This is a genomic window from Burkholderia paludis (assembly GCF_000732615.1).
Taxonomy (GTDB): domain Bacteria; phylum Pseudomonadota; class Gammaproteobacteria; order Burkholderiales; family Burkholderiaceae; genus Burkholderia; species Burkholderia paludis.
In genome coordinates, this window is sequence record NZ_JPGL01000010.1 from 175,651 (window position 1) to 193,847 (window position 18,197).

At 68.3% G+C, this 18,197-nt stretch carries 17 protein-coding genes; 6 read left to right on the top strand and 11 right to left on the bottom strand.

Translation table 11 applies throughout. The annotated features are described in order from the left end of the window. The first annotated feature begins 6 nt into the window (after positions 1-6). Together bamA and GQ56_RS0106940 are read left to right on the top strand one after the other, a co-directional pair. Entirely contained in the window at positions 7-2,343 is a 2,337-nt protein-coding gene (gene bamA, locus GQ56_RS0106935) for an outer membrane protein assembly factor BamA (RefSeq protein ID WP_031397956.1), read from the top strand. After that, positions 2,327-4,705, top strand: coding sequence for an LPS-assembly protein LptD (locus GQ56_RS0106940; RefSeq protein WP_235212647.1), 2,379 nt, complete (start codon positions 2,327-2,329; stop codon positions 4,703-4,705). Before bamA ends, GQ56_RS0106940 begins: the two co-directional genes overlap by 17 nt. Positions 4,706-4,725: 20 nt before the next feature. Here GQ56_RS0106940 and GQ56_RS0106945 read toward each other — a convergent pair whose 3' ends face one another. Together GQ56_RS0106945 and GQ56_RS0106950 are read right to left on the bottom strand one after the other, a co-directional pair. Next, complete coding sequence (locus GQ56_RS0106945) at positions 4,726-5,034, bottom strand: H-NS histone family protein (protein ID WP_031397958.1); 309 nt, start codon at positions 5,032-5,034, stop codon at positions 4,726-4,728. A 128-nt stretch (positions 5,035-5,162) separates the two neighbouring features. After that, a complete protein-coding gene (locus GQ56_RS0106950) occupies positions 5,163-5,396 on the bottom strand; it encodes a flagellar transcriptional regulator FlhD (RefSeq protein WP_031397959.1) in 234 nt (77 codons plus the stop codon). 355 nt (positions 5,397-5,751) lie between these two features. On the opposite strand from GQ56_RS0106950, the gene galU reads away from it, so the two are divergent. From galU to GQ56_RS0106975, 4 genes are all read left to right on the top strand, one after another. Continuing rightward, positions 5,752-6,636: a UTP--glucose-1-phosphate uridylyltransferase GalU gene (galU, locus tag GQ56_RS0106955; RefSeq protein WP_031397960.1), complete on the top strand. Its 885-nt coding sequence runs from the start codon at positions 5,752-5,754 to the stop codon at positions 6,634-6,636. A 25-nt stretch (positions 6,637-6,661) separates the two neighbouring features. After that, positions 6,662-7,249: a phosphatase PAP2 family protein gene (locus GQ56_RS0106960; RefSeq protein ID WP_031397961.1), complete on the top strand. Its 588-nt coding sequence runs from the start codon at positions 6,662-6,664 to the stop codon at positions 7,247-7,249. 333 nt (positions 7,250-7,582) lie between these two features. Then, entirely contained in the window at positions 7,583-8,776 is a 1,194-nt protein-coding gene (locus GQ56_RS0106970) for a hypothetical protein (RefSeq protein WP_031397962.1), read from the top strand. A gap of 32 nt (positions 8,777-8,808) precedes the next feature. After that, positions 8,809-9,981, top strand: coding sequence for a sialidase family protein (locus GQ56_RS0106975; RefSeq protein ID WP_031397963.1), 1,173 nt, complete (start codon positions 8,809-8,811; stop codon positions 9,979-9,981). A 17-nt stretch (positions 9,982-9,998) separates the two neighbouring features. Here the strand turns inward: GQ56_RS0106975 and GQ56_RS0106980 are convergent, their stop codons facing one another. The 9 genes from GQ56_RS0106980 to GQ56_RS0107020 form a co-directional block, all read right to left on the bottom strand. After that, positions 9,999-10,934 (bottom strand): KpsF/GutQ family sugar-phosphate isomerase, encoded by a 936-nt coding sequence (locus GQ56_RS0106980; protein ID WP_031397964.1) that lies wholly within the window; start codon positions 10,932-10,934, stop codon positions 9,999-10,001. Then, the gene (kdsB, locus tag GQ56_RS0106985) at positions 10,921-11,709 is read right to left on the bottom strand and encodes a 3-deoxy-manno-octulosonate cytidylyltransferase (RefSeq protein WP_031397965.1); all 789 of its coding nucleotides are present in this window, start codon (positions 11,707-11,709) and stop codon (positions 10,921-10,923) included. Before kdsB ends, GQ56_RS0106980 begins: the two co-directional genes overlap by 14 nt. Continuing rightward, entirely contained in the window at positions 11,693-12,244 is a 552-nt protein-coding gene (locus GQ56_RS0106990; RefSeq protein WP_031397966.1) for a KdsC family phosphatase, read from the bottom strand. The genes kdsB and GQ56_RS0106990 overlap by 17 nt, the downstream gene beginning before the upstream one ends. Then, a complete protein-coding gene (gene kdsA / locus GQ56_RS0106995; RefSeq protein ID WP_031397967.1) occupies positions 12,241-13,086 on the bottom strand; it encodes a 3-deoxy-8-phosphooctulonate synthase in 846 nt (281 codons plus the stop codon). The genes GQ56_RS0106990 and kdsA overlap by 4 nt, the downstream gene beginning before the upstream one ends. An 81-nt stretch (positions 13,087-13,167) precedes the next feature. Continuing rightward, positions 13,168-14,265: a glycosyltransferase gene (locus GQ56_RS0107000; RefSeq protein WP_407638579.1), complete on the bottom strand. Its 1,098-nt coding sequence runs from the start codon at positions 14,263-14,265 to the stop codon at positions 13,168-13,170. Further along, entirely contained in the window at positions 14,262-15,203 is a 942-nt protein-coding gene (locus tag GQ56_RS0107005) for a glycosyltransferase (protein ID WP_031397969.1), read from the bottom strand. Before GQ56_RS0107005 ends, GQ56_RS0107000 begins: the two co-directional genes overlap by 4 nt. Then, a complete protein-coding gene (locus GQ56_RS0107010) occupies positions 15,200-15,730 on the bottom strand; it encodes a serine O-acetyltransferase (RefSeq protein WP_031397970.1) in 531 nt (176 codons plus the stop codon). Before GQ56_RS0107010 ends, GQ56_RS0107005 begins: the two co-directional genes overlap by 4 nt. 1 nt (position 15,731) lies before the next feature. Further along, a complete protein-coding gene (locus tag GQ56_RS0107015) occupies positions 15,732-16,931 on the bottom strand; it encodes a capsular polysaccharide export protein, LipB/KpsS family (RefSeq protein ID WP_031397971.1) in 1,200 nt (399 codons plus the stop codon). 28 nt (positions 16,932-16,959) lie between these two features. Further along, on the bottom strand, positions 16,960-18,192 hold the full coding sequence (locus tag GQ56_RS0107020) for a lipopolysaccharide biosynthesis protein (protein ID WP_031397972.1): 1,233 nt from the start codon (positions 18,190-18,192) through the stop codon (positions 16,960-16,962). Positions 18,193-18,197 lie beyond the last annotated feature (5 nt).

The window sequence follows — 18,197 nt, forward strand, 5'->3', positions numbered from 1 at the left end:
CGTTCGATGAGGTTCGGCTGGCTTGCCCGGCTTTGCTGGCTCGCGCCGGCTGCATTTTCCGTTCACGCGCAACCGGCACCGGCTGCGCAAGCGGCGCCCGATGCGCCGGCGTCGAGCGGCTTCGCGATCCACGACATCCGTGTCGAGGGTCTGACGCGCATCGAGTCCGGCACCGTGTTCTCGTATCTGCCGTTCAAGATCGGCGACACCTTCACCGACGACAAGGCGTCGGCCGCGATCCGCGCGCTCTACGCGACCGGCTTCTTCAACGACGTGCGGATCGGCACGGAAGGCAACGTCGTGATCGTGAACGTCGTCGAGCGCTCGGTGATCGGCACGATCGACTTCGCCGGGCTGCACGAGTTCGACCGGGACGCGATCGAGAAGGCGATGAAGTCGGTCGGGCTGGTGTCCGGGCATGCGTACGACCCGTCGCTCGTCAGCAAGGCCGAGCAGGAGCTCAAGCGCCAGTACCTGACGCGCGGCTACTACGCGGCCGAAGTGACCACGACGGTAAGCCCGATCGACCGCAACCGGGTGGCGCTGCTGTTTTCCGTCATCGAAGGGCCGAGCGCGAAGATCCGGCAGGTCGCCTTCATCGGCAATCACGTGTTCAGCGACGCGACGCTGCGCGACGAAATGCAGATGTCGACGCCGAACTGGTTCTCCTGGTACACGAAGGACGACCTGTACTCGAAGGACAAGCTCGCGACCGATCTCGACGCCGTGCGCGCCTACTACCTCGATCGCGGCTACCTGGAGTTCAACATCGACTCGACCCAGGTGTCGCTGTCGCCGGACCGCAAGGACATGGACCTGACCATCACGCTGCACGAGGGCGATCCCTACACGATCTCCGGCATCCGGCTGGCCGGCGACCTGCTCGATCGCGAGGCCGAACTGAACCGCATCGTCGCGATCCACGCCGGCGAGCGCTTCTCCGCGGCGAAACTCAAGGACACGACGCAGGCGCTGATCGACAAGCTCGGCGAATACGGCTACGCGTTCGCGACGATCAATACCGTGCCGCAGATCGACCAGCAACATCACACGGTCGACCTCACGCTGCAGGTCACGCCGGGCAAGCGCGTCTACGTGCGGCACATCGACATTTCGGGCAACACGCGCACGCGCGACGAGGTGATCCGCCGCGAGATGCGCCAGATGGAGGATGCGTGGTTCGATTCGTCGCGGCTCAAGCTGTCGAAGGATCGCATCAACCGTCTCGGCTATTTCACCGACGTGGACGTGACGACCGTGCCGGTGGAAGGCACCGCCGACCAGGTCGACGTGCAGGTGAAAGTGACCGAGAAACCGACCGGCACGATCTCGCTCGGCCTCGGCTACGGATCGGGCGAAGGCCCGATCATCTCGGCCGGCGTGTCGCAGGACAACGTGTTCGGCAGCGGCCAGACGATCGCCGTCAACGCGAACACCGCGACGACGATGCGCACCCTGAGCCTGTCGCAGACCGATCCGTACTTCACGATCGACGGCGTCAAGCGCATCACCGACGTGTACTACCGGACGACGCAACCGCTCTACTACTCGAGCACGAGCGACACGAGCTTCCGGATCATCTCGTACGGGGCGGACACGAAGTTCGGCATCCCGTTCTCCGAGACCGACATGGTGTACTTCGGACTCGGGCTCGAACAGGATCGCCTCGACGTCGATTCGACGACCCCGCAGAGCTATCTCGACTACGTGAAGACGTTCGGCCGCGTGTCGAACGTCGCGCCCTTCACGGTCGGCTGGTCGCGCGACATGCGCGACAGCGTGCTGATTCCGGGGCACGGCTACTACCTGCAGGCGAACGCCGAATACGGCACGCCGATCGGCTCCGTGTCGTACTACAAGACCGACGTGCAGGCGCAGTACTACCACTCGTTCGCGCGCGGCCTCGTGCTCGGCATGAACTTCCAGGCCGGCTACGGCAACGGCCTCGGCGGCGAGCCCTACCCGATCTTCAAGAACTACTTCGCGGGCGGCATCGGCTCCGTGCGCGGCTACGAGCCCAACTCGCTCGGCCCGCGCGACGCGACGACGGGCGACCCGATCGGCGGCTCGAGGATGGTGGTCGGCAACATCGAGATGACCGTCCCGCTGCCGGGCACCGGCTACGACCGCACGCTGCGCGTCTTCACGTTCGTGGACGGCGGCAACGTGTGGGGCACCGAAGGCAACAGCGTCGGCGCGAACGGGCTGCGGTACAGCTACGGCCTCGGGCTCGAATGGATCTCGCCGATCGGCCCGCTGAAGATCGACTATGCGCTGCCGATCGTTCACCACAGCGGCGACCAGTACCAGAAGTTCCAGTTCCAGATTGGCACGTCGTTCTGAACCCGCGCGCGGCCCGCGCTCCGCTCCACGCGGCGGCATCGTCGCGCGCCTGCGCGCCGGCGCGGTCGCGTTGCTCGTCGACGTCGCGCTGTCGGTCGCGCTCTGCACCCCGCGCGATGCCGACGCGCAGTTGCAGAACGCCGCCGCCGAGCCGTACCGGATCGGCGACGCATGGGGGCTGCGCATCGCGTCGCAGCTCGTCGAGCATCCGCTCGCGCCGGGCCAGGCCGCGACGACGTTCGGGATCGGCGCGGCCGCCAGCGGCACCGTCGACCAGGACCTGTCGCTGCACGGCAACGCCGAACTGCGGCGCGGCCCGTCGGTCGTGAAGGCGGACGCGATCCACTACGACGCCGACACGGACATGACCGACGCGTACGGCCACGTGCTCGTGGTTCACGACGGCAACGCGTTCGCCGGCCCCGACGCGCACCTGCAGCTCGACAGCTTCGCGGGAACGATGACGGCGCCCCACTACCGCTTCAACCTGACGGGCGGCTCGGGCTCCGGCACGCGGGTCGACCTGCTCGACGACACGCGCGAAGTGGTCTACGACGGCACGTACACGACGTGCCATTGCTCGGACGATCCGGCGTGGTATCTCCGGGCGTCGCGGCTCGATCTCGACAATGCGGCGGGTATCGGCGTCGCGCACGACGGCATCCTCTTCTTCGCGGGTGTGCCGGTGTTCGCGTCGCCGTGGATGTCGTTTCCGCTGAACGACGCGCGCAAGAGCGGCATCCTGCCGCCCACGTTCGCGATCAGCTCGACGAACGGCTATGACATCGCCGTCCCGATCTACTTCAACCTGGCGCCCAACTACGACCTGACCGTCACGCCGCGGCTGATGACCAAGCGCGGCGCGATGCTGACGACCGACTACCGCTACCTGGGCTCGACCTATTCCGGCTCGCTGTCCGCCAGCGTACTGCCCGACGACGCGACGACGCACACCAACCGCTACTCGATCGCATTCCAGCACCGCGAGGACCTCGGCAACGGCTTCGCCGCGTACACGAACTACAACCGCGTGTCCGACGCGTCGGTCCCGTCGGATTTCTCGAGCGCCAACTCGCTCGTCGTCGGCTCGCAGACGCTGTTCCAGCAGGAGGCGGGCGTCACGTACAACCACGGCCCGTGGTCGGTGCTCGCTCGCGTGCAGAACTGGCAGTCGTTCACGACCACGCCGCCCTACAACCGCGAACCGGAGCTCAACGCGAAATACACGCGCTACGACGCCGGCGGCTTCGATTTCGGCGCCGATGTCGACGCGACGCGCTTCACGATCCCGACCGCCGATTCGACCGAAGGCAACCGGATGACGTTCGACACCTACGTCAGCTACCCGATCCTGTCGCCCGGCTGGTCGGTGATACCGAAGCTGCAGTGGCATGCGGCGTCGTACGACCTGACGTCGATCGGCAGCGACGCACCGGCCGGCCAGCCGAAGAACTTCACCGTCAACGTGCCGACCGCGAGCCTCGACATGAGCGCCACGTTCGAGCGCGCGGTGCGGCTGTTCGGCGTCGACATGATCCAGACGCTCGAACCGAGGCTGTACTACGTCTATACGCCGTACCGCAACCAGACCTTCGCACCGGTGTTCGACACCGCGCCGCTCGACTTCGGTCTCGCGGAGATCTTCACGAGCAACCGCTTCGTCGGCGGCGATCGCGTGAGCGACATGAACCGGCTGACGGCGGGCGTCACCACGCGCTTCATCGATGCCGGCAGCGGCGTCGAGCTGGCGCGCTTCGTGCTCGCGCAGGCGTACGACTTCCGTACGTCGCAGGTCACGATGCCGGGCGACACGCCGCCGACGGTCGGGCCGTCCAGCGTGATCGGCGGCGCGGCGCTCCATATCGGCGCCGGCCTCGAACTGCAGCAGGCGGCCGAATACAACCAGTCGAGCAACGAGCTGACCCAGGCCATGGCCGGCATCGACTGGAAGCCGGCCGACGGCAAGGTGATCAATCTCGCCTACCTGTATGCGCGCGCGAACGCGACGCTCGACGACGAGCCCGAGAACCAGGTGCTGCTGTCCGCGCAATGGCCGCTCACGCATGCGCTGTCGGGCGTCGGCTCGGTCGACTACGACCTCGCCGCGCACCGGCTGGTGAGCGGGCTGCTCGGTTTCCAGTATGCGGCCGACTGCTGGGCCGTCAGCTTCGCGCTGCAGAAATACACCAACTACAACAGCACCACGTCGCCGACCACCGGGACGCGCGTGCTGGTGCAGTTGCAGCTCAACGGGCTGAGCCGCATCGACAACGGGCTATTGCAGCAATTCCGCGCGAGCGTGCCGGGGTATGCGACACCGGCGCTGCCCGCGCCGACGTCGCGCTTCACCGACTATCCGTAAGCGGCTCGCGCGCCGCGCGCTCAACCCGCGCTGCGCTCGATCAGGAAACGCTCGCGACGGCCGCCCTTGATCCAGCCGGGCTCGCGGCCGCGTCCGTTCCAGGTCGCGCCGGTTTTCGGGTCGCGATACCTGGGCGCGGCGGCGGCCTTGCGGCCCCGCCTCGTTCCGGCGCCGGCCGAGCGGCCGAATATCTGGCTGGCGGTCAGCCCGTATTCGGCGACCCGGTTGCGAACCTCCTGTATCACGTTCTCGAGTTCGGCGAGCCGCGCCTCCTCGACGCGCTTCATCAAAGCGTCGGCTTGCGCCTTCAATTCGCGATAACCGGACATGCACTTCCTCCATTGATTCATGGCGTTTCAAAAGGACCGGACGAGCGCGGCAATACGACCGCCGTCGATGTGCGATGCAACATCGTGAAAAGCGCCGCCGGCCATCCATTAAAAAAACAAAAAACGATTCACGCGCGGCCCGGCGCGTTTTCACTGCGGAATTCGCAGAACAATTCGCCGCTTTCCGCAATCTCATCGATCTGCTGCTGCGTCAATGCGGCGATGGACGCGGCGACGTCGTCCGGAATCCCCAATTGCCGCTTGCCCTGCTCGAAGTCGGTACGCAACATGCGTTGCGCAAGCACGAGATAGGCGCGGTTGAATTCCGCGATTGCATCGAAGATATCGCCGTGTCCGGTCATGGCCGCTCCCGCGCGACGGCGGCGCCGCGGCCGCGATGCGCGGCGCCGCGACCGGCCCGTCCAGTAGTAGATGCCTGAATCTATGTCACGCGGCCGGCGTCATGCCGACAATTCCTAGATGGCATCCGACACACCGTAAAGCCGCCATTGCGTATTCGAAACGCGCGATTCGCCTTTGTCGGAATCGACCTAGATTCGGTCACTCCCCCGAACCGGAATGTCCCTACGATTTTCCGACGGCGCGCGGATTCATTGACGCGCGGCACGACGCCGGCGAGCGACGACGGAATTCCCGCGCCGCCGCTTGCGCCCCGCATTGTTGTTCACAGCCCTGAACGGATGGAATTCGAAAATCATGTTGAAAGTGACGAAAGCCGTATTTCCGGTTGCCGGTCTCGGCACGCGATTTCTGCCTGCGACCAAGGCCAGCCCGAAGGAGATGCTGCCTGTCGTGGACAAGCCGCTCATTCAATACGCGGTCGAGGAAGCCATTGACGCCGGCATCACCGAAATGATCTTCGTGACCGGCCGCAGCAAGCGCGCGATCGAGGACCACTTCGACAAATCCTACGAGATCGAGGCCGAACTCGAGGCGCGCGGCAAGGAAAAGCTGCTGTCGCTCGTGCGCAGCATCAAGCCGAGCCATGTCGACTGCTTCTACGTTCGCCAGGCCGAAGCGCTGGGGCTCGGCCACGCGGTGCTGTGCGCGGAAAAGCTGGTCGGCGACCAGCCGTTCGCGGTGATCCTCGCCGACGACCTGCTCGACGGCCCGACGCCTGTGCTGCGCCAGATGATCGACGTCTTCGATCACTACCATGCGTCGGTGATCGGCGTGGAAGAGATCGCGCCCGAGGCGTCGAAGTCGTACGGCGTCATCGACGGCAAGCGCTGGGAAGACAACCTGTTCAAGCTGTCCGGAATCGTCGAGAAGCCGGAGCCCACGAAGGCGCCGTCGAATTTCGGCGTCGTCGGCCGCTACGTGCTCAAGCCGAAGGTGTTCGAACACCTGCGCGCGCTGCGTCCGGGCGCCGGCGGCGAATTGCAGCTGACGGACGCGATCCAGTCGCTGCTGACCGACGAACAGGTGCTCGCGCATCGCTACGACGGCACGCGCTTCGATTGCGGCAGCAAGCTCGGCTATCTGAAGGCGACGGTCGAATTCGCGCTGCGCCACCCGGAAGTGGCCGCGGATTTCGAAAGCTTCCTGGCCACGCGCATGTCGGCGCTGCTGGCCGCCTGAGCGCATAGCCGCCGGGAGCCCGTTCATGTGGGTGGCCGTCAGCGATCTCGGCGATGCGGCGGTGACGCTGCCGCTTGCCGTCGCGTGCATCGGCTGGCTGACGCGGTCGAACGCCGGGCGGCATGGGGCGGCCGCGTGGACGCTGATGCTTGCCGCGGGCATGGCGCTGGTCGGCGCCACCAAGACGCTGTACGCCGGCTGCGGCATCCAGATCCGCGCGATCGACTTCCGCGTGATCAGCGGACACACGATGCTGGCGGCGGCGGTATGGCCGATGACCTGCGCGCTCGCGCTGGCCGGCTGCGCGCGGTTGCGGCCCGGCGCGTCGCTCGCGCTCGGGCTGGCGCTCGGCGCGCTGATCGGCGTCGCGCGCGTGATCGACGACGCGCATACGCCGTCGGAAGTCGTCGCCGGCTGGATCGTCGGCTCGGCGGTCGCGCTGTCGTTCGTGCGGCGGCATGGCGCGCCGCGCATCGCGCCCCGGTATCGGCTGCTCGCCGCCGCGTCGCTGCTTGCCGTGTCGGCCGTCGCGTATGGACATCACGCGCCGATCCAGGCGGCGATCGAACTGTACTCGCCGTTTCTGTGCGGACGCTACGCGATGCCGCCTTGACGGTCGCGGCCCCGGACGGCCCCGGGCGGCCGCGCCGCGCGGCGCCCGCCCGGCCCGCCGGAGCGCACCCGCACCGGCGCCCTCCGCGGGACGGACCCTGCCGGAAACCGACAGAACCCCGCCGCGATCGGACGGCCGCGTTCGCCCCGCCGCCCGGCCGTCTATGCTTGATCGCCGGAACCGCTTCGTGCCGAACGACGCGCGCGTTCCGCGTGCGAACCGGCGAGCCGGCGCTGCCCGGCAGCCATGCCGCCCGCGTCGCACGGCACCTCGCCGCGCGGCGCCGCAACGGCCGTCACGCGGCGCATCCGCACTCTCCGATCGGGCGCATGCATGTCGACCTTGCTATTTTCAGCCAGCGTATTGTTCTTCTCCCTCAATGCGTTCAGCGTACGGGCAACCTTCGCCGCGTATTTCCTGCTGTGCGCGCTCGCCTTTCTCCGGGCGCCGACCCTGACGACGCGCCAGCGGCACCTGTTTCCGGTGTGCACGTACTGGCTGATCAGCACCTGCGTCGCGTTCATCCTGTCCGCGTTCGGCGATTTCTACCTGAACTTCTACATCAAGTTCGTGCTGATCCAGACGTATATCGCACTGAGCTACTGGATGTTCGCCGGCGGCGTGCTCACGCGGCATTCGCTCGACACGGCGTGCCGGACGCTCATCTACGTCCACGCCGCGTTCTTCACGTTTCAGCTCGTCTTCTACCTCGCGACGGGCCACTTCATCGACTTCGACAGCTATGTCCGCGAATCCGATTCCGAAGCGCTCTACGCGACCAAGGCACTCAGCGACAGCCTGATTTCGATCCGTGCGCTGGGCCTGTATTCCGAACCGTCCTTCTATGCAATGACCGTCGTCCCGAGCGCGGTGATCCTGCTGCTGTCGCAGCGGCGCGTCACGCTCGCGCCGGTGGTCGCGTTCGCCACCGCGCTGCTGAGCTTCTCGATCGCCTCGATGGTCGTGTGCGCGGCGCTGTGCGGGCTGCACGTCCTCGCCGGGCGCGGGCGGATCGGGGCCCGGATCGCCGTCGTCGCCGTCGCGCTGGCGTGCGTCCCGTGGCTCTACGGCGTGTACGACCAGCGCGTCAACCAGTCCGTCGACTACGACGCGGTGGGCAGCCGCACGCTCGTGCTGACCGAACTGACCGAGCGCGACGTCGTCGCCGGCGTGTTCGGCGGCGGCCTGTTCTGGGACGAACGCAACAACGTCGGGAAAACCCATCTGCGCGGCTACCAGGTGCGGGACAGCTCGTTCTACATCTACCTCGTGTTCGCGGCGGGCGCCGCCGGGTCCGTCGCGTTCATCGGCACGCTGTTCGTGCTGTTTCGCCGCCGGGGCAGGCGGAAATACCTGTTGTATCTGCTGCCGATCCTGCTGTTCAAGTATCACGTCCTCTATGGCATGCTCTGGCTCACCATCCTGCTGTTCGTCGTGCTGGCCGACCAGGACGCGCCACGCAGGCGCGCCGCCGCGCGCCCGCACCCGGGCGCATTCGGCGGCAAACCGCTGGCAAACATGACATGACCACATTTCCGTACCTGCCGAAGCTGGCCGCGATGAAGCGGCCGATCCTCGCGGCGCTGTGCGCGTACTGCACGGCGACGGCCTCGAACGCCGCGCCCGCGCCGGCACCCGTGCCGCCGGGCCAGATCGTCGCGCACAGCCGGGCGGCCACGCGCGTCTATCTCGGCTCGCCGTCGCTGGCCGTGCTGCCGAACGGCGACTACGTCGCGACCTGCGACACGTTCGGCCCCGCCGCCGCGCAAAACCGCGTGTCCGTCTTCACGTCGCACGACAAGGGCGCGACCTGGTCGAAGCTCGACGACGTGCCGGACCAGTACTGGTCGTCGCTGTTCGTGCTGCGCGGCGCGCTGTACCTGATGGGCACCAACCGCTCGATGGGCACGCCGTCGATTCGCCGCTCCGACGACGGCGGCGCGACCTGGACCACGCCGGTCGACGCCGCCACCGGGCTGCTGCCGTATGCGGGCCGCTATATCACCGGGCCGGTGCCGGTTCTCGTCGATCGCGGGCGGGTCTGGCGCGCGTACGAAAGCGTCGAGGACGGCGACCTGCGCGCGCTGGTGATGTCCGCGCCCGCCGATCGCGATCTGCTCGACGCGCGCAACTGGCGTGCGTCCGTCCATCTGCCGTCGGACCGGCGCTGGCTCGACGGCCGCTTCGAGTCGTGGGAGGAAGGCAACGTCGTCGGCAGGCCCGGCGCGGCGCCGGCCGTCATGCTGCGCGTGAACACCGACAACGGCCCGGAGAAGGCCGCGCTGGTCGCGACGGGCGAGGACGGCCGGACGCTGTCGTTCGACCCGGCGCGCGATTTCGTCGACCTGCCCGGCGCCGGCAAGAAATTCACGATCCGCTTCGACCCGCGCTCGAAGCAGTACTGGACGATCACGAACGCGGTGCCGAAGAGCGTCGGGCGGGCGAACCTCGAGCGCGTGCGCAACACGCTGGTGCTGCTGTCCTCGCCCGATCTCAGGCAGTGGACCGCCCGGCGGGTCGTGCTGCAACACGCCGACGTGAAGCGGCACGGTTTCCAGTACGTCGACTGGCAATTCGACGGCGACGACCTGATCGCGGTGCTCCGCGTGGCGTTCGACGATCCGGAAGGCGGCGCGGCGAGCCAGCACGACTCGAATTTCATCACGTTCCTGCGCGTGCCGCGCTTCCGCCAGGACGCCGCGCCGAGGGCGCTGACGCAGAGCCTGCAGTAGCGCGGCCGCCGCCGCGCCTACTTCTTGAAGACGCCGACGATGTGCGCGCCGTCGGAGACGAGCAGCGCGCCGATGCGCTGCTGCTGCATCAGCAGCAATGCGTCCTCCACCCGCGTGCCGGGCGGCACCGTGGACGGCTCGACCGACATCATGTCGGCCGCCGTGCGCCGCAGCACGGCGTCGCCGTGCCGCTCGATCGCGCGGCGCACGTCGCCGTCGGTCACGATGCCCCAGCCGGCCTCGCGCTTCACGATCGCGAGGCCCAGCCGCCCGCGCGTCATCGCATCCAGCACGTCGAGCGCCGACGTCTCCTCCGTCACGAACGGCAGATCCCCGCACGCCATTTCGTCGTCGACCGTGGACAGCAGCCGGCGGCCGAGCGAGCCGCCCGGGTGGAAGCGCGCGAAGTGCTCGGGCTGGAAACCACGCGCGCGCATCAGCGTCACGGCCAGCGCATCGCCCATCGCGAGCGTCGCCGTGGTCGACGCGGTCGGCGCCAGTTGCAGCGGACAGGCCTCGCGCTCGACGCCGATGTCGAGATGGATCCGCGCGGCGCACGCGAGCGTCGACGACGGATTGCCGGTCAGCGCGATCAGGTCGTTGCCGTTGTTGCGCAGGAACGGAATCAGCTTGATCACCTCGTCCGTTTCTCCCGAATTCGAGATCGCGAGAAACGCGTCGTCCGGCGTCACCATGCCGAGATCGCCGTGATAGGCCTCGCCCGGATGCATGAAGAAAGCGGGCGTACCCGTGCTCGACAGCGTCGCGGCGATCTTCCGGCCGACGATGCCGGACTTGCCCATGCCGCACACGACGACGCGGCCGCGCGAGCCGAGGATGGTCTCGACCGCCGCGTCGAAATTCGCGTCGAGACGCGCGGCGACGCCGGCCAATGCCCGCGACTCGATCTCGAAGACCTGCCGGGCGGATTCAATATGGTTATGTCGCATCATGGGTATGTCGTTTGAGGAAGGAGACGACGCGCGCGACGTCGTCGGGCGTATCGACACCGGCCGGCGGCGCATCGGGCCAGCGCATCACGTCGATCGGCATGCCGAGCCACAGCGCGCGCAACTGCTCCAGTTTTTCAAGCTGCTCCAGCTCGCACTGCGCCGTGCCCGCGAGCACCTGCAACGCCTTATTCGAATAACCGTAGAGACCGATGTGCCGCAGGAACCCGCCGCCGTCCACGGCCGCCGGCCGGCCGTCGCGACAGAACGGGATCGCCGCGCGCGAGAAGTACAGCGCGCGGCCGCGCCGATCGACGACGAGCTTGACGATGCCCGGATCGTCGAGCTGCGCGGCCTCGTCGACCGGGCACGCCGCCGTCGCGACGCCGAGGTCCGGCTGCGCGGCGCAAAAGGCCGCGAAGGCCTTCAGCAGCGCGCCGGGCACGAGCGGTTCGTCGCCCTGCACGTTGAGCACCGCGTCGCCGGCGGGCCAGCCGGCCGCGCGCGCGACTTCCGCCGCGCGGTCGGTGCCGGACGCGTGATGCGCGCCGGTCATCGCGAAACGGATGCCGCGCGCGTCGAGCACCTCCGCGATGCGCGCGTCGTCGATCGCGACGACGATGTCCGCGCCGGGCAGCGCGCCGCTCACGCGCGCATGCACGCGGACGATCATCGGTTCGCCGCCGAGGTCGACGAGCGGCTTGCCCGGCAGGCGCGTCGAGCCGTATCGGGCCGGAATCACGACATGCACCGGCCGCCCGTTATTGAATGACGTCACGTCCGCTCCATTGTTCGAGTAAGGGCCGGTATGCGTCGTCGAGCGACAGGCCGGCGCCGAGCAGCACATGCTCGGCCACCTCGCGCGCCACGCCGCGGCCGCCGGCCGCGCGCGTGACATGATCGACGCGCGTCCGGACCAGGTGATGCGCATCGGCCGGCGCATACGACACGCCGACGCGCTCGATGACCGCGAGATCGTTCACGTCGTCGCCGACGTAGGCGATCTCGCGATCGTCGATCTGCCGCCGCGCCTTGATGCCCGCATAGCAGGCCGCCTTGTCCTTGCAGCCGGTCACGAGCACGTCCATGCCGAGCTCGTGCGCCCGCCAGGTCAGCGCGCCGCTGTGCTTGCCCGACAGGATGCCGCTGCGGATGCCGTGCGCGCGCAGCAGCGCGATCGCCACGCCGTCGTGCGCGTGAAAGCGCTTCATGACCTCGCCTTCGGCCGTCACGTGCAGCAGGCCGTCGGTCAGGACGCCGTCGACATCGAACAGCACCAGCCGCACGGCCCCGCGATACGTCGCGCCGCTCACCGGATATCGAGCGGCGGGAACCGCTTGACCAGGTCGTCCACCGCCTTGACCTGCTGCAGGAACGCGTCGAGCTGCGAGAGGGGCAGCGCGCTCGGGCCGTCGCAGCGCGCCTGGTCGGGCTCCGGGTGCGCCTCGAGGAACAGCCCGGCCAGCCCGACCGCCATCCCGGCCCGCGCGAGATCGAGCACCTGGCGCCGCCGGCCGCCCGAGGCGGCGCCGCCCGGATCGCGCATCTGCAGGCTGTGCGTGACGTCGAAGATCACCGGGCAGTCGCCCGTCACGTCGCGCATCTGGCGGAACCCCAGCATGTCGACGACGAGATTGTCGTAACCGAAGGACGTGCCGCGTTCGCACACGATCACGCGGTCGTTGCCGGCTTCGCGGCACTTCGACACCACGTGCTCGATCTGCGTCGGGCTCATGTACTGCGGCTTCTTGATGTTGACGACGTTGCCGGTCCGCGCGACCGCGACGACGAGATCCGTCTGGCGCGCGAGGAACGCCGGCACCTGCAGCACGTCGACGACCTGCGACGCCGGCTCGGCCTGCCACACCTCGTGCACGTCCGTGATCACGGGTACGCCGAACCGCAGCTTGATCTCCTCGAAGATCCGCAGGCCCTCGTCGAACCCCACGCCGCGATACGAGTGGATCGACGAGCGGTTGGCCTTGTCGAAGGACGCCTTGAACACCAGCGGAATACCGAGCCGGCGCGTGACTTCCACGTACCGGCTGCAGACGTAGAGCGTGAACTCGACGCTCTCGAGCACGTTGAGGCCGCCGAACAGCACGAACGGCAGGTCGTTGCCCACCGTGATGTCCGGCGTGATCGATACATTCATACAGTTCTCCATGAAATTGAATCGGCGTCGTTCGCGTCGCAGGCCGGCGGATGCCGCGCGACCGGGCGGCCGGGCCGACCGTCAGCGCGCCGCCCATGCAGCATAAAGCGGCGCGAGCTCGCCATACAGGCGTTCCTCGCCGAAACGCCGGCGCGCTTCCCGGCCGGCGCGCCGGCCCAGCTCCCCGCGCAATGCGCGGTCGCCGGCGAGGCGCTCCAGCCACGCGAGCGCATCGTCCGCCGTCGCGTAGAGCACGCCGGTCTGCAGATGACGCACGACATCCACGTTGCCGGCGCAGTCGGACACGACGACGGGCCGGCCGGCCAGCATCGCCTCGATGACCGACACCGGCATGCCTTCCCACGACGACGTCGACAGGTACACGTCCGCCCGTTCGAGCCGGCGCGCCACTTCGTCGCGCGGCAGCCACCCGGTCACCTCGACGCCGGCATCCGCGAGCTGCGCCTTCAGCGCGTCGTCGCCGTCGCCGATCCAGACGAACCGCATGCCGCGCCCGCGCATGCCGTGCGCGATCCGCGCGAACAGCGCGGGATCCTTTTGCGTGCGCACGCCGCCGACGGTCGTCACGCACACGGGGCCGTCCGCCGCCGGCGGCGTGTCGTCCGAAGCGGCGCGCGGCGCGCCGTCGCCGACCGCGTTCTCGATCACCACCGCCGGCTGGCGCAGCCATGCGCGGATCGCCCGCCCCTCGCTTTCCGAACAGGCCACGTAAAGACACTTCCGCGCACACGCGAGCCTCTCCAGCGCGACGAATGCCAGGCGCTTCAACTGCGAGATGTCGCGGCGCATGAACGAAATGCAGTGCGGGCTGTAGAAGAACGCCGTTCCCGGCAGCGCGAACAGCGTCGACAGGCGCCCGAGGAAGCCCGCGATCGACGAATGCAGATGCACGACGTCCGGCCCGAGCGCCGTCAGCATCGCGCGCAGCCGGAACACGTTCCGCAACAGGCTCGCCCCCTGCATCTGGACGTGATGCAACGTCACGCGCGCATCGAACATCGCGGCGAGCCCGGGCGGCGTATCCGGCCGCACCGAGTAGACGACGTGCACGTCATGGCCTTCGCGCGCGAGACGATTGGCGATCAGGCACACCATCGACAACGTGCCCGTGGCGCTGGATTCGACGATGTGGACGATCTTCATCGGCGCCGGCCTCATGAACGACGCGCCGCCGCGCCGATATGGGCCAGCACGCCCGAGCGCTCGATGACGCGCCCCCATTCGAGCGACTTCATCGCGGCCGGGTCGGTGCGGTGCGCGCGGATCCGCGACAGCGGAAACAGTTCGTCGAAGATCGCCGCGCCGGTCACGTGGCACTGGATGCCGAGTTCGTGCGCGGTGCGCACGTTAGACGGCGCGTCGTTGCAGACGATCTTCTTGCCGAGCGACGCGTATTCGAGCAGCTTCGTCGGGGTCTGGAAGCAATGCGGGCGGTGATACGGAAAGAAGCACACCGCGTAGTCGCTGTCGCGCACGATGCGCAGCGCATCCGGCTGCGGCACGCGGCCGACGAACCGGATGCCCGGCGTCGCGCCGAACGCCGCCTGGATTTCGGGCTCCGGCTGGCCGACCAGCACGAGCGTGTCGGCCGCGTCGCGCCGCGCGTCGCGGTAGGCGGCCAGCACCTTGTGAAAACCGCGCTCGCGGCTCATTTCGCCGATGTAGCAGAACCGGCCCGCGGCCGCGTGCACCGGGCCGGCGGCATTGGCGGCCGGATCGAAGATCCAGTCCGGCACGCCCATCGGCAGCAGCAGCGTCCGCACGTCGTCGCGGAACGCCATCGCGTCGCGCATGCGCGCATTCTGGAAGATCCGCAGGTCGGGGCGGACGTTGAGCACGCGCTTCACGCGATCCTTCATCGCGGCGAGCCGGCCGACCGACAGCGAGCGATAGTCGTGAATCACGTACCTGGCCGGCGGCAACGCGCGATAGAAGCCCATGATGCACCACAGGATGCATGCATCCCGGTCCGGAAAGCGCGCATAGGCGTCGAGATCGCCGTCGAACACCTCGTAGCCGTAGGCCCTCAGGCAACGCCCGTAGGCGGCGATCTCGGGATAGTTCGCCTTGCCGGGATGCAGGATGAAGACGCTCATTTCGGCTCCTTTCCGTTGTCGAGAATGCGCGCGGGGACGCCGACGGCGACGTAGCCGTCGGGCACGTCGCTCAGCACCACGGCCCCGGCGCCGATGCGCGCGCGATGACCGACGCTGATCTCGCCGAGCACGACGCTGTGCGCGCCGAACTCCACGTGATCGCCGATCGTCGGCACGCCGCCGATCGTGCCGTCCTTGCGGATGGTGTTGCCAATGGTCACGCCGTGCCGCAGCGTGCAGTAGTCGCCGATCACCGTGTACCCGTTGATCACGAGGCCGGTGCCGTGATAAAGCGCGAGCCCCTTGCCGATCTTCGTCTTCACCGGGATCTCGATGCCCATCAGCCAGTCGCACAGCACGATGTACAGCACGATGAGCGGCGCGCCGGCCACCAGCGTGAACGCGCTCCGGCAGGCGAGGTAATGCACGATCCGGTAGAAGATCACGACGCAGCGCGTCTTGAAGAACGCGTTGCAGCGGCAGTCCTCGGCGATCGCCTCGACGGTGTTGCGCAAGGTGACGGCCATGTCAGTTCGCCTCCGCGAATACGCGCCGGGCCGCGTCGGCCGGAATGCGCGCGGTGCCGAAGTAGTCGATGCCGTCGATCAGGAACGAGTGGATGTACTTCAGCAGGCGGTCGCGGTCGAACTCCTTGTAGAAGCACCGCCCGAGCGACACCACGCGCTTGCCGTACAGCATCGCCTCCAGCCCGACCGTCGAATTGATCGTGACGACCGCGTACGCATGCCTGAGCAGGTCCGTGGTCGGCGACGTGACGATCTCGAAGTGATAGGTCTCCTGCAGGCGCAGGATCGCGTCGATCTCGGCCGCATCGGTCTCGGCCGGATGCAGCTTCACGAACAGGTCGGCGCTCTCGTTCGCCGCGAACTCGAACGCCTGGCGGATCGCGTCGAGATTGCCGACGTCCGAATGCAGCCTGATCTGCGTGTCGCCGGACACCTGGAGCGGCAGGAACACGTAGCGGCAGCTCGACAGCGTCTCGGTCGGCAGGTGCACCGCCTGGCGCGGCGCCGGCATCCCGTTGCGCGCGCGCACGCTGGCGAGGCGCTTGCGGGCGACCCCGCGGCTCGCCACCTTCAGCACGTAGTTGGCCGTGGACATCGCCTTGCGCGCCAGCGACGTCCGCGCCTGCGGCAGCGGCATCCGCTTGTCGTGCTCGTAGCGCGACAGCCACCGGGCATGCGTCTCCTCGTCCGGCAGCGGCAGGCGATCGATGACGTCGGGGTTCCGGCTGATGGTCGACAGCGCATTGACGCCCAGCGAATCGGCGAACAGCTTGCCCGGCAGATTCGAGATCTCGATGAACCGGGTCGCCACGTCGTGCACCGTGCACGCCTGCCTGACCGCGCGGCACACGAGCTGCTGCCCGTTCCACATCACGCACAGGTCGACCCGCCGGCTGCGCAGCTGCTCCGACGCGATCCGGAAGATCGCCGCCGACTCGCGCCGCGCGCGCGCCTCCGTCATCTGGCCGTTCAACACCTCGATCGACAACCGGTACGGCGTCCGGTCGGCGGCCTGCGCGTCCGGCTCGTCGGCCGGCAGGAAGCGGTTCAGGTACACCGACCGGTAGCCGCGCCGCAGCAGGCCGAGATGCGCGACGGGTTCGCTCGTCAGGAACACGAACTCGTACTCGTGCCGGACCTCGTTCACCAGGCGGGTGACGAAGGCGTACCGCTGGAGGGAATCGATGACTATCAGGATCATGGTGTGCTCGTTCGTCGTGGCGGCGCCGTCATGCGGGCGCACGGGATCGGTTCAGGTTCGCGTCGAGTACCCGGTACGTCAGCGCGATGCCGGCCGCCATCAGCGCCGCGCCCGTCACCGAAAACAGCTGCACGCTGGCGGCGGCCGACAGGTCCGTCAGTCTCGCCACGCCCAGCGCGCCGACGAGACTGGTGCCGCACGCCAGCTGGAACAGGAAATCGGTGCGCTGCGCGCGCGTGGCGAGGAAGATCTGCGACAGCGGCACGTAGATCAATTGAAGCCCGAAGAGCGGCATCAGGCTGCGATAGAAGCCGACCGAACCCCGCCAGCTGTCGCCGAAGAACAGGTCGACCAGCGGCCCGAACAGCAGCAGCCCGCCCGCCATGTAGACGGCCGCGAGCACCGTGAGCGCACGCGCGTAGGTGCGATACACCCGAGGCACCGTCGCGGCGGCGTCCGGCCGCGCCATCGCGCCGATCGCGTCGCGCCGGAACACGCCGCCGACGCTCTGCGCGATCAGCGAGACCGGAAAGAACCCGAGCCGGTAGGCGGCGGCGAAGTAGCCGGCGCTCTGCGCGTCGAACCAGTGCGGTATCGCGATCGACAGCGCATACGTCAGCACCGATGCGCACAGCGTCGACGGCAGGATGTACAGCGCGAAACGGCGGTTGCGGGCAAAGAAACCGCGCGACAGCCGGAACGAATGGCCGGCCCGGTAGCCGGTCAGCAGGATCGCGGCGGCGATCGCGAGAGAGACCGCCGCGCTCACCCACGCGTACAGGTCGAATACGTCGCCGCCTGCACATGCGCGGCACGCCGGCGCCAGCACGAGGCCGGCGAGAAACGCGCCGTTGACGACCACGCGCGACACCGCGATCCATCCGTACCGCCGCAGGCTGTTCAGGTACGACGCCGCGGCCAGCTGCACGAACGACGCCAGCGCATAGACCGCGACGACCAGCAGGTCGGCGCGGCCGGCGATGCCGATCGCCGTCGCCGCCACGGCCACGACGGCCAGGCCCAGCGCCGTCACGTTGACGAACGCATTGAACGACTCGCGCGGATCGTCGTCGACGCACGCAAGCTCGTAGCGGAACGCCAGCAGCGTGCCGGCGAAGGTCGCCAGCGCGAGCAGGTAGTTGAAGTGGCCGAGCGACGCCGGGCCGAACCGTCGCCCGATCACGAAGATGCAGGCGAACAGCGCGATCTGCCCGACCACGACGCCGGCCAGCGAAACGATCGAATCCCGTGGATTGATCATCGCCC